We start from the raw sequence: 11,661 nt of genomic DNA on the forward strand, positions 1-11,661 counted from the left end.
ACATCCCGGCGGCTCGGCTCCGTAAACCTCGACGGTGCCGTGCGACGGCGCGGGCTGCCGGCGCACGTGAGCCGGTCACGGTCCCGTCCGGGGCAGTCCGGCTCGCCGACCCCGAAGGGCGGTTCACGGTTGCGGGTCAGCGCCGGATTTGCACCGGCTTCCCCCCGTACGGGTGTGATGACGACCCGGCCACTCTACTCGCCCGTACGAAACGCCCTGAGGGGCGCCTGTGAGCGCGGGTAGGTTCGGGCCATGACGACCACGGGGAGGGCGCCGGGCCGACTGCTCGGCTCGGGCCGTACGGCCGACGTGTACGAGATCGACGAGGCATGGGTGCTGCGGCGCGACCATGCGGGGTGGGACGACGCGGCTGCCATGGGGGCGGTCATGGCGCACGTCCGGGCGCACGGCTACCCAGCGCCCGCTGTACGGCCCTCCGACTCGCGCACCGACCTGGTGATGGAACGGCTGGACGGGCCGACGATGGTCCAGGCGTTCGTGGCGGGCGCGCTGGACGCCGAGGAGGTGGGCGCCACGCTCGCCCGGCTGCTGCGCGCGCTGCACGCCGTCCCCGCCCGCACGTCCGGCGCCGGGGTCGGCGTGCTCCACCTCGACCTGCATCCCGAGAACGTGATCCTCACGGCCGACGGTCCCCGGGTCATCGACTGGGCCACCGCCGAGGAGGGCGACCCGGGGCTCGACTGGGGCATGTCCGCGGTGATCCTCGCCCAGGTCGCCGTCTCCGCCGAGCCGCTCGCCGCCCCGGCCCGCGCGATGCTGACCGCCTTGCTCGCCGACCCGTCCGACCTCACCGAGGAGGGCCTGACGGAGGCGCTGCGGCGACGGGCGGCGAATCCGACGATGAGCGCGGAGGAGGTCGGACTCCTGGGCGCGGCCGGGGAGTTGGTCCGCTCGCTGGTGGCCTAGAGGTTTCCGGCGGCCCGGAGGTTTCTAGAGGTGGGGCGTGGGGCCGCCGAAGGGCAGGAACACCGTCCGGGTCTCCAGCAGCCAGTGGCCCTCCGGGGAGCGGCGGAAGGCGTCCTCGTAGGTGCCGATCTGGATCGGGGGCCCGGCGGGGACCATGCCGCCGTCGTAGCCGTCGACGCGGTACGTCGTGAAGTACGAGGTCGCCGTGGCCGTCTCCGCGGAGGTCACCTCGACGAGGACGTTCGACATCAGGCGCCGGGAGAGCCGGTCGGCGGGACGCGAGCCGAAGTACACGCGCAGGGCGTCGCGGCCCCGGACCAGCCGGTCGCCGGCCGGCCACGCCCAGGTGCCGTCCTCGGTGAACAGCTCGGCCACGGACGCGGGTTCCTCGAAGTCGAGCCGCTTGACCAGGTCGAGGAGCAGCCGCTGGCAGGCGCGCTCGGCGAGGAGCTGCTCGATGGGGTCCATACGGACGTTGGTAGCAGGGGCGCCCGGTCGGGGGCGGGTGAGTCGGACGGACCTCTGGTGAATGGTGCCGGTACGGATGGTGAAGCGGGCGCAGGCGCTGCACGGTGAAGCGGCCACGGGTGCCACGGTGCAGTGGCCGCGGATGCCGCACGGTGCAGTGGCCGCGGATGCCGCACGGTGCAGTGGCCGCGGATGCCGCACGGTGAAGCGGTCACGGGTGCCGCACGGTGAAGCGGCCGCAGGCACTGCTGCCTCACACCGCCACGTACGCCACCGGCTCACTCCCCGCCACCGCCTCCGCGCGCCCCAGCTTCACCAGCCGGCGCAGATGCGCCTCTGCCTCCGAGACCGCGATGTTCCTCGACCCGTACGGGATCTGCTCCCAGGGCCGGTTCCACTCCATGCGCTCGGCGAGCTGCCAGGGGGTGAGGGGCTCTGCCAGCAGCCCCTGGAGGTCGGTGAGGCGGTCCTCGTGGTGGGCGAGCAGCTCCCGTACCCGGGAGGGGGCGTCGGTGAAGGCGTGCTGGTGGGCGGGGAGGATCTCGGCGGGGGCGAGGCGGCCGACGCGTTCGAGGGAGTCGAGGTAGTCGCCGAGGGGGTCGGTGACGGTGTCGTCGTCGGGGTCCTCGTACAGGCCGATGTGCGGGGTGATCTCGGGGAGCAGATGGTCGCCGGAGAACAGCCGGCCCCGGCCGGGGAGCCGGGCCGGGTGATTCTCTTCCAGGTGCAGGCAGACGTGGCCCGGTGTGTGGCCCGGGGTCCAGATCGCGCGCAGGCGGCGGCCGGGGAGGTCGAGGAGCTCGCCGGGGACGATCTCCCGGTCGGGGAGGGCGGGGGAGAGGCCGGGCAGATGCCGGCGGCGGGCCGTGCGCAGGGGCGCCACGTGCTCCTCGGGGGCGCCGGCGGCCACCAGCTTGTCCGTCATGTACGTGTACCAGCGCTCGGGGCGGGTCGCACGGGTCCGCCGGACGATCGCGCCGTCCGCCGCGTGCAGCGCGATCCAGGCCCCGGACGCCTCCCGCACCCTGCCCGACAGGCCGTGGTGGTCGGGGTGGTGGTGGGTGATGACGACGCCGTACAGCTCGGTGACGGAGGTGCCGCAGGAGGTCAGTCCGGCGGTGAGGGCGTCCCAGGCGGTGGGGTCGTCCCAGCCGGTGTCGACGAGGACCGGGCCGCGGTCGGTGTCGACGACGTACACGAGCGTGTGTCCGAGGGGGTTGTCCGGAATGGGCACGCGGATCGACCGCACGCCTCCGCCGTGGTCGTACGTCGTCGGGGCCACGGGGTCCCCGTCCAGGATGCTTGTCATCTGCCCTCCGTCCCACGGCCATTGCCCACTATAACCAGAACTGACGGCCTGTCAGATCACCTGGGACGGCCCGGCCGCAGCCCCGGTCTGACGCCGGCGCCAGGGCCTGCCCGGCGGATCTCGCCGGACAGGCCCTGGTCCCGAGGAGGGCTCAGCGCTTGAGCGTGAAGGTGAAGTCACCGGAGAGCTTGCCGCTCAGCCGGACTGCCGAAACGAGCTTCCCCTCCGTGATCAGCCGCTCGACCTCGGCCCGCGAAAGACCGCAACCCTCAGCGATCAGTCGCACCGGCCGGACAGGGATCCGCGCCGCAAAGCGGACCGAGACGTCGATCACCTCGCGGTCCAGATGATCCGATCCGCCGGTGTCGAGTCGCCAGGCGCCGTCCCAGTCGAGGGCGATGCGGTTACGGCGCCGCACGACCGGATCCTGGAGCAGCTCAGCTGCCAGGCCAGGGTCGTTGTCATGCATCCGGTCCAGCAGCTCAGGCCGTACGGAGCGCACGTTCATCCGCTCCAGGACCGTGAGCTTCGCCGTGTCCCCGCAAGCGGTACAGAGCACGAGGAGCCAGGCGTCGAGGAGCTTGTGGTTCGCGTTGACGCGAAATTTGCCGTTCGCCCGGAAGCGCTCGGACGCGCACGCGTGGCAACGGCGGAGAACGGTCGGCAGGCAGGTGGGCATGACCACCCAGCTATTGAGCACAGAAGTACACCGGTTTCAGTGAGAAGTCCGCAGCAAAAAGGAGCGCGGCGCACATGCGCGACGCGCGACACATCAGCTCTCGGGAGGTCTCACAGGGTGTACAACGGCACGTCCTTGCGTAGACGACTTGGCTCGGCAGCACGGTAATGGCGCACAGCGGCGCTGCTCCACAGGTTTTCCGCCTGAAGAGCGTTCTCCGGATGTGGCCGAGCTGAGCGGGGAAGCCGTTCGCGGCCTCCCCGCCCGATGTCCGGATCAGTTCCAGGTCATGTTGATCGCGCGTTCGAAGTTGACGTATCCGGCGCGCTGGAAGGCGTTCGCCATGGGAGTGTTGCTGAGATCCGTGGCCGCCCGGATGCGCGGGACCCCTTGCTCGGCGAGGACGCGGGTGCCTTCGGCGAGGATGTCGTCGATGTAGCCGTTGCCGCGGTGCGCGGGCAGGACGGCCAGGTAGGCGATGATCGAGTTGTAGTCATTGCGGGCCGGGATGACGAACCCCACCGGGTCACCGCCGGGGAGCATCGCGATCCGCCACCACTCCCGCGGGCTCGTGTAGCGCGCGAACTCCTCCTCGTAGTGGCGGAGCGCCGCTTCGCGGGCGGGCATCCGGGCCAGGTCGCGCCGGCTGTGATCGTCCAGCGTCCCGTCCATGGCCAGGGTCATCAGGTCAATGAGTTCCTCGGAGTCACCAACCGACCGGAACGCCAGGCGTCCGCTGGGCTGGGGAACAGGTGTCCCGGGACGCCACTCCAGACGCAACCGTTCCACGCTCAGCTGGGCGCCGGTCCGTTCCAGTACCGTCATCCGGTCCTTCACGACGCGCTCGGCCGCCGCACTCTCGCGCCAGTTCGACGGGACGAGGCGGCTGTACTCGGGCGGGTCGGTCCCCGGGGGAAGGGTCTTGGCCATGGCGGTCTGCAACAGCTGTTCGCCGATGTCCACGCGGTCGGGAGCCGCGGCACTGTCGTCGAGATCGAGAATGTCCAGGACAAGCGGTGTGTCGTCGCCGGCCCGGCCCCACCAGGCAGCCCTGGCCAGCAGGTGATCGCCGCGCAGGGCGACCCACATCCATTCCGGCCGACGCCGGCCGGCTGCGAGATCGTCCGCTAATTCCTCGTTGAAGGCGTAGGGAAGCCGGCAGAAGAGGTCGAGTTCGTCGCGCCCGGTGATCGGGCGCATCGTCAGGTCGTTCTGTTCCACGGTCAGTGCACGCTCCGGTGTAGGCGCCCGTCCGTACCGGGTCAGGCGCGGTCCGCGCCCCGGGAGGACACAGGCGCGGTGATCTCGGGGATCATGGGCTTGCCCCTCCTCTCGCGGTCGTGGCCCCTCGGTCCTGTCGACAGGGAGCCGGCCGCAAGGGTGATCGAACTGCCGCCCCCGCGCAAACTCTTTTCCGCGATCACCGGCCCGAGCCGGCCGGAGGTGTGGAGCGAGGTGCGGCGTCGGGCGGCACGGGCCGCGTGTCCTGCCGACCTGGCCATCGATGCGTCGGCGCGTACGTGACCCGGAACCAGGCCATCGCGGCCTCGGTGCCCAACGCGAGGCGGAAAACCCGCTGGTGGGGCCCATTCGGCCCGGACCCTGGCTTAGTTTCACCAGAACTGGTATCAGTTCCTGAAACACCGTCAGAAACGGGATCCGGTACGGATCCAGCAGGCCCTCTCGGGAGGCGGTCGCCATGACCGAGCTCGTGGAACACGGACAGCTGTTCATCGGCGGGGAGTTGACCGACCCCCTGGGCAAGGACGTCATCGAGGTCGTCTCGCCGCACACCGAGGAGGTCATCGGGCGCGTCCCGCACGCCTCGCCGGCGGACGTGGACCGGGCGGTCGCGGCGGCACGGCAGGCCTTCGACGAGGGACCCTGGCCCCGGCTGACCCTCGACGAGCGGATCGCCGTCGTCACCCGCATCAAGGACGGCATCGCCGCCCGCCACGAGGAGATCGCCCGCGTGATCTCCTCCGAGAACGGCTCCCCGTACTCCTGGAGCGTCCTCGCCCAGGCCCTCGGCGCGATGATGGTCTGGGACGCGGCGATCACGGTCGCCCGCGACTTCCCGTACGAGGAGCGGCGCGACGGCGTGCTCGGCAGGATCCTTGTACGGCGCGAACCGGTCGGTGTGGTCGCGGCCGTCGTCCCCTGGAACGTCCCGCAGTTCGTGGCCGCCGCCAAGCTCGCGCCCGCGCTGCTCACCGGCTGCACGGTGGTGCTCAAGCCGTCGCCCGAGTCGCCGCTGGACGCCTACCTGCTGGCGGAGATCGCGCGGGAGGCCGGGCTGCCGGAGGGTGTGCTGTCGATCCTCCCGGCGGACCGCGAGGTGAGCGAGTACCTGGTCGGACACCCCGGGGTCGACAAGGTCTCCTTCACCGGATCGGTGGCGGCCGGCAAACGCGTGATGGAGGTCGCCGCCCGCAACCTCACCCGCGTCACCCTGGAGCTGGGCGGCAAATCGGCGGCGGTCGTCCTGCCCGACGCGGACGTGGAGACGGCGGTGGCCGGGATCGTCCCCGCCGCCTGGATGAACAACGGCCAGGCCTGCGTCGCCCAGACCCGCATCCTGCTCCCGCGCTCCCGCTACGACGAGTTCGCGGACGCCTTCGCGGCGGCGGCGAGCGCCCTGGTCGTCGGCGACCCGCTCGACCCGGCGACCCAGGTCGGCCCGCTGGTGGCCAGGCGCCAGCAGCAGCGCAACCTCGACTACATCCGCATCGGCCAGGAGGAGGGCGCGAAGATCCTCACCGGCGGCGGACGCCCGCCGGGCCTGGACCGGGGCTGGTACGTGGAGCCGACCCTCTTCGGTGACGTCGACAACTCCATGCGCGTCGCCCGCGAGGAGATCTTCGGCCCGGTGATCTGCCTCCTCCCCTACGGTGACGAGTCCGAGGCGCTGAAGATCGCGAACGACTCCGACTACGGGCTGAGCGGCAGCGTGTGGACGGCGGACGTCGAGCACGGCATCGAGGTCGCCCGCCAGGTCCGTACCGGCACCTACTCGGTCAACACCTTCAGTCTCGACATGCTCGGCCCGTTCGGCGGCTACAAGAACTCCGGGCTGGGGCGGGAGTTCGGTCCCGAGGGGTACGGCGAGTATCTGGAGCACAAGATGATCCATCTGCCGGCGGGCTGGGAGGGCTGAGCCGATGGGGACACGTCCCGGGCATGGGGGTCTCCCCGCGCATGGGGGTCTCCCCGCGCATGGGGGTCCCCCCGCTCGAGCGAAGCCGAGAGTGGGGGAGAAGCCGAGAGTGGGGGAGGAGTCGAGAGTGGGGGAGGAGCCGGGCGTGTGGGCGGGGGACCGCTGGCACGTCGAGGTCGACCGCTCCCTGTGCATCGGCTCCGCCCAGTGCCTCCACCACGCGCCGGACGGCTTCCGCCTGGACGCGGCCCGCCAGTCCCGTCCGGTGGACCCGGACACGGACGCGAACGAGCGGGTGCTGGAGGCGGCGGAGAGCTGTCCGGTGGAGGCGATCATGATCACGCTGGTGGAGAGCGGGGAAGCCGTGTTCCCGCCGGAAGAGTAAAAAATCCCCTTTGGGGTGTTCTCTCTGGCAAGACACGTTTTATTATGTTATTGGCCTACGGGACGAGTGAGGGAGTTCGACCGGAGTAGCCGACTCTGGCGAGACGCTTCGGCATCCGCTGGGGCCGACGTCGACGGTCGGGCTGAGAGGCCGGAAGGCAGTAGTCGGGCCGGAAGGCGACCCCTAATACCTGATCCGGGTAATACCGGCGAAGGGAACCCGTCTCGTAGGTTCTTTCTGTGCGCCTGCGCCTACGGGTGCCGACGTCTGCCGGGATCCGTCACGTCGATCAAGCGGCACACCGTCTCGATGTCGATCCGCACCTGGGCGATGGAGGCGCGGCCCGAGAGCCAGGTGATCAGCGCCGAGTGCCAGGTGTGCTCGATGACGCGGACCGCGGAGAGCTGTTCGCGGGTGGGGTCGGCGATGCCCATCGCGTCGAGGATGATCGCCGTCGTCTGGCGGGAGACCTGGTCGACCTCGGGGGAGACACTGCGGTCGGCGAAGGTGAGGGCGCGGACCATCGCGTCGGCGAGGTGCGGCTCGCGCTGGAGGGCACGGAAGGCGCGCATCAGGGTTTCGGCGACCCGCTCGGCCGGGGTCTCGCCCGCCGGGGGCTTCTTCCGCAGCGTGCCGTGCATGTGCTCCAACTGGTCCTGCATCGTGGCGACCAGCAGGTGGACCTTGGAGGGGAAGTAGCGGTAGAGGGTGCCCAGGGCGACCTGCGAGGACTCGGCGACCTCCCGCATCTGCACCGCGTCGAAACCACCCCGGCTGGCCAACTGCGCGCTCGCGTGCAGAATGCGGCGGCGGCGGGCCTCCTGCCGCTCCGTGAGGGGCGAGGACGGGGGTCCCCCCGCTCGAGCGGAGCCGGAAGTGGGAGAGGGGTGCTGGGTACTGGCTTCCGCAGGCATGGGTCCCGTTCCGTGACAGTCGGTGAGGGCTTGCGATCACACAGCAGAACAGGGCGCCCGGTCGTGGCGTGAATCACCTGATCCACTGCTCACAGGGTCCGTACCTGCCGGTAGATTCAGAGCCTCCCGAACGATCAAGTCTGAAACTTGTTCTAGATTAGCGTCCCGTCGTAGTCTCGCGGGACAGTGCAGGCAGAAGGGGGCCCGGAGTGACCGCTGAGGCCAGTCAGGCGGGGCCTGGGCAGGCCCTCGCCGCGGACGGCGGGCGACCGCTCGACATCGCGCTCCTCACCTATAAAGGAAACCCGTTCTGCGGCGGTCAGGGCGTCTACGTCCGCCATCTCTCGCGCGAACTCGTCCGCCTCGGTCACCGGGTCGAGGTCATCGGCTCCCAGCCGTACCCCGTGCTCGACGTCCTCGGTGACGGCCACAGCGACCGCCTCTCCCTCACCGAGCTGCCCAGCCTCGACCTCTACCGCCAGCCGGACCCCTTTCGCACCCCCCGGCGCGAGGAGTACCGCGACTGGATCGACGCGCTCGAGGTGGCGACCATGTGGACCGGCGGCTTCCCCGAGCCGCTGACCTTCTCGCTGCGCGCCCGCCGTCATCTGCGCGCCCGGCGCGGCGAGTTCGACGTCGTCCACGACAACCAGACGCTCGGCTACGGCCTGTTGGGGGACGTCGGCGCGCCGCTCGTCACCACCATCCATCACCCCATCACCGTCGACCGGCAGTTGGAGCTCGACGCCGCCGAGGGCTGGCGGCGCCGCTACTCCGTGCGCCGCTGGTACGCGTTCACCCGCATGCAGAAGCGCGTCGCGCGCCGGCTGCCGTCCGTGCTCACCGTCTCGGGCACCTCCCGCCAGGAGATCGTCGACCACCTCGGCGTCCGCGAGGACCGCGTCCACGTCGTCCACATCGGCGCCGACACCGACCTGTTCGCCCCCGACCCGTCGGTGCCCGTCATACCCGGCCGGATCGTGACGACGTCCAGCGCGGACGTGCCGCTCAAGGGCCTGGTCTTCCTCGTCGAGGCGCTGGCCAAGGTCCGCACCGAGCACCCCGACGCCCACCTCGTCGTCGTCGGCAAGCGGCCCCAGGAGGGGCCCGTCGCCCAGGCGGTCGAGCGTTACGGCCTCGAAGGCGCCGTCGAGTTCGTCAAGGGCATCTCCGACGCCGAACTGGTCGACCTCGTGCGCTCGGCGGAGGTCGCCTGCGTGCCGTCCCTGTACGAGGGCTTCTCCCTGCCGGCCGCCGAGGCCATGGCGACCGGGACGCCGCTCCTCGCCACCACCGGTGGAGCGATCCCCGAGGTCGCCGGGCGCGACGGGGAGACCTGCCTGGCGGTCCCGCCGGGGGACGCGGGGGCGCTGGCCGCCGGGCTGAGCCGGCTGCTCGGCGACCCGGACCTGCGGGCCCGCCTCGGCGCGGCCGGACGCGAGCGGGTGCTGGAGCGGTTCACCTGGGCGCGGGCCGCTGAGGGGACCGTGGCCCGCTACCGCGAGGCCATCGAGCGCGCCGGGGGCGCCCAGGGCGGAGGGCCACGCCCCGCCGGGGTTCCGACCGCCCCTCGTACGACCGCCTCTCCCGTTGTTGACGTTGAATCCGATCGCGAAAGCAGGGCCACGTGCTGACCGTCGACTTCTCCCGGTTCCCGCTCGCCCCGGGCGACCGTGTCCTGGACCTCGGCTGCGGGGCCGGCCGGCACGCCTTCGAGTGCTACCGGCGTGGTGCGCAGGTCGTGGCGCTGGACCAGAACGGCGAGGAGATCCGCGAGGTCGCCAAGTGGTTCGCGGCGATGAAGGAGGCGGGCGAGGCCCCCGAGGGCGCCACCGCGACCGCCATGGAGGGCGACGCCCTCGCGCTGCCCTTCCCCGACGAGTCCTTCGACGTCGTCATCATCTCCGAGGTGATGGAGCACATCCCCGACGACAAGGGCGTCCTCGCCGAGATGGTGCGCGTGCTGAAGCCCGGCGGGCGCATCGCGATCACCGTTCCGCGCTACGGCCCCGAGAAGGTCTGCTGGACCCTGTCCGACGCCTACCACGAGGTCGAGGGCGGCCACATCCGCATCTACAAGGCGGACGAGCTGCTCGCCAAGATCCGCGAGGCGGGCCTGAAGCCGTACGGCACCCATCACGCGCACGCGCTGCACTCGCCGTACTGGTGGCTGAAGTGCGCGTTCGGCGTCGACAACGACAAGGCGCTGCCGGTGCGGGCGTACCACAAGCTGCTGGTCTGGGACATCATGAAGAAGCCGCTGGCCACCCGGGTCGCCGAGCAGGCGCTGAACCCGCTGATCGGCAAGAGCTTCGTGGCGTACGCGACCAAGCCGCACCTGCCGCGTCTCTCCGAGACCGAGGCCGGGACCGGGACCGGGCACAGGACCAAGGCCGAAGCCGAGGCCGAGAAGACCGGGGCGGACGCCAAGTGACCACCCCCCGGACAGAACACCTCGTCCTGCCCGGGGTCCTCACCGCCGAGCAGGCCGCCGCGACCGTCCGCGGCATCCTCGCCGTGCAGCGGGAGGACGGTGCGATCCCGTGGTTCCGGGGGCACCATCTCGACCCCTGGGACCACACCGAGGCCGCGATGGCCCTCGACGCGGCGGGCGAGCACGAGGCCGCCGAGCGGGCGTACGTGTGGCTCGCGCGGCACCAGAACGAGGACGGCTCCTGGTACGCGGCGTACCAGGACGGGGACTTCGCCGACATCACCGACCGGGGCCGCGAGACGAACTTCGTCGCCTACGTCGCCGTGGGGGTGTGGCACCACTACCTGTCCACCGGCGACGACACGTTCCTGGACCGCATGTGGCCGACCGTGTACGCGGCGATCGAGTACGTGCTGCGGCTCCAGCAGCCGGGCGGGCAGATCGGCTGGCGCCGCGACGACGACGGCACCGCCACGGCCGACGCGCTGCTGACCGGCTCCTCGTCGATCCACCACGCGCTGCGGTGCGCGCTGGCGATCGCCGAGCAGCGGGAGGAGGCGCAGCCGGACTGGGAGCTGGCGGCGGGTGCCCTGCGGCATGCGATACGCCGGCATCCGGAGCGGTTCCTGGACAAGGGGCGTTACTCGATGGACTGGTACTACCCGGTCCTGGGCGGCGCGTTGACCGGGGCGGAGGCCAAGTCCCGGATCGAGGCGGACTGGGACCGGTTCGTCGTGCCGGGGCTCGGGGTGCGGTGTGTCGTGCCCAACCCGTGGGTGACGGGCGGGGAATCGGCCGAACTCGCCCTGGCCCTCTGGGCGATGGGCGAGTCCGACCGGGCCCTGGAGATCCTGCAGTCCATCCAGCATCTGCGGGATGCGGAGTCGGGCCTGTACTGGACCGGGTTCGTCTTCGAGGACGAGGCGATCTGGCCGCAGGAACTGACCACGTGGACCGCGGGGTCGTTGCTGCTGGCGGTCGCCGCGCTCGGGGGCCATGAGGCCACGTGTGCGGTGTTCGGTGGGGATCGCCTGCCGGCGGGGCTGGATCCCGACTGCTGTTCCTGAAGGGTCAGTGGCGGTGGACCCTGTTCGCTATCGCGTGGCCCACGAACAGGTACACCACCGCTGCCAGGCCGTAGCCCGCCACCACCCTCGCCCACGCCTCGTCGAAGGTGAACAGGTCGTGCGACCAGCCCGCCAGCCAGCGGGCCACTTCGTGCACGAACTGCACGAAGTCGTTGCCGCGGTTGGCGTCCAGCAGGTACATGAGGATCCACAGACCCAGGATGAGGGCCATCACGTCGGCCACGACGGCGATGACCGTACCGGCCTGATTCGCACCGTTCCGATATCGAGCTGACATACCTTCCGGCTTGCCGTTCGACA

Annotated in this window: 12 protein-coding genes; 6 read left to right on the forward strand and 6 right to left on the reverse strand. The window is 71.1% G+C overall.

Annotation, left to right across the window (positions count from 1 at the left end; genetic code table 11):
• Positions 1-252: 252 nt before the first annotated feature.
• Positions 253-927: a phosphotransferase gene (locus IE263_RS26385; RefSeq protein WP_189940275.1), complete on the forward strand. Its 675-nt coding sequence runs from the start codon at positions 253-255 to the stop codon at positions 925-927.
• A gap of 24 nt (positions 928-951) precedes the next feature.
• Here IE263_RS26385 and IE263_RS26390 read toward each other — a convergent pair whose 3' ends face one another.
• From IE263_RS26390 to IE263_RS26405, 4 genes are all read right to left on the reverse strand, one after another.
• Positions 952-1,395 carry a nuclear transport factor 2 family protein gene (locus tag IE263_RS26390; protein WP_189940276.1) on the reverse strand — a complete coding sequence of 148 codons (444 nt, stop codon included), beginning with the start codon at positions 1,393-1,395 and terminating at the stop codon, positions 952-954.
• 253 nt (positions 1,396-1,648) lie between these two features.
• Complete coding sequence (locus IE263_RS26395) at positions 1,649-2,704, reverse strand: Strvi_7410 family MBL fold metallo-hydrolase (RefSeq protein WP_189940277.1); 1,056 nt, start codon at positions 2,702-2,704, stop codon at positions 1,649-1,651.
• A gap of 151 nt (positions 2,705-2,855) precedes the next feature.
• Positions 2,856-3,404, reverse strand: coding sequence for a DUF1062 domain-containing protein (locus tag IE263_RS26400; protein WP_189940278.1), 549 nt, complete (start codon positions 3,402-3,404; stop codon positions 2,856-2,858).
• 255 nt (positions 3,405-3,659) lie between these two features.
• Positions 3,660-4,583, reverse strand: coding sequence for a GNAT family N-acetyltransferase (locus IE263_RS26405; RefSeq protein WP_229911183.1), 924 nt, complete (start codon positions 4,581-4,583; stop codon positions 3,660-3,662).
• 499 nt (positions 4,584-5,082) lie between these two features.
• Here IE263_RS26405 and IE263_RS26410 point away from each other — a divergent pair, with 499 nt between their 5' ends.
• Complete coding sequence (locus tag IE263_RS26410; protein WP_189940279.1) at positions 5,083-6,540, forward strand: aldehyde dehydrogenase; 1,458 nt, start codon at positions 5,083-5,085, stop codon at positions 6,538-6,540.
• Between the two features lie 127 nt (positions 6,541-6,667).
• Positions 6,668-6,925, forward strand: a complete 258-nt coding sequence (locus IE263_RS26415; protein ID WP_229911169.1) for a ferredoxin — start codon at positions 6,668-6,670, stop codon at positions 6,923-6,925.
• Between the two features lie 251 nt (positions 6,926-7,176).
• Here the strand turns inward: IE263_RS26415 and IE263_RS26420 are convergent, their stop codons facing one another.
• Positions 7,177-7,839 carry a TetR family transcriptional regulator gene (locus IE263_RS26420; protein WP_189940281.1) on the reverse strand — a complete coding sequence of 221 codons (663 nt, stop codon included), beginning with the start codon at positions 7,837-7,839 and terminating at the stop codon, positions 7,177-7,179.
• A 209-nt stretch (positions 7,840-8,048) separates the two neighbouring features.
• On the opposite strand from IE263_RS26420, the gene IE263_RS26425 reads away from it, so the two are divergent.
• Genes IE263_RS26425 through IE263_RS26435 form a run of 3 tightly spaced genes read left to right on the forward strand, consistent with a single transcriptional unit; the run spans position 8,049 to position 11,340 of the window.
• On the forward strand, positions 8,049-9,473 hold the full coding sequence (locus tag IE263_RS26425; RefSeq protein ID WP_189940282.1) for a glycosyltransferase family 4 protein: 1,425 nt from the start codon (positions 8,049-8,051) through the stop codon (positions 9,471-9,473).
• Positions 9,467-10,273 (forward strand): class I SAM-dependent methyltransferase, encoded by an 807-nt coding sequence (locus tag IE263_RS26430; protein ID WP_189940283.1) that lies wholly within the window; start codon positions 9,467-9,469, stop codon positions 10,271-10,273. The genes IE263_RS26425 and IE263_RS26430 overlap by 7 nt, the downstream gene beginning before the upstream one ends.
• Complete coding sequence (locus IE263_RS26435) at positions 10,270-11,340, forward strand: prenyltransferase (protein WP_189940284.1); 1,071 nt, start codon at positions 10,270-10,272, stop codon at positions 11,338-11,340. The genes IE263_RS26430 and IE263_RS26435 overlap by 4 nt, the downstream gene beginning before the upstream one ends.
• Positions 11,341-11,344: 4 nt before the next feature.
• Here IE263_RS26435 and IE263_RS26440 read toward each other — a convergent pair whose 3' ends face one another.
• Positions 11,345-11,638 carry a hypothetical protein gene (locus tag IE263_RS26440; RefSeq protein WP_189940285.1) on the reverse strand — a complete coding sequence of 98 codons (294 nt, stop codon included), beginning with the start codon at positions 11,636-11,638 and terminating at the stop codon, positions 11,345-11,347.
• Between the last annotated feature and the right edge of the window lie 23 nt (positions 11,639-11,661).

Origin of the sequence: Streptomyces aurantiogriseus, assembly GCF_014649375.1 — a bacterium.
GTDB classification, from domain to species: Bacteria; Actinomycetota; Actinomycetes; order Streptomycetales; family Streptomycetaceae; genus Streptomyces; species Streptomyces aurantiogriseus.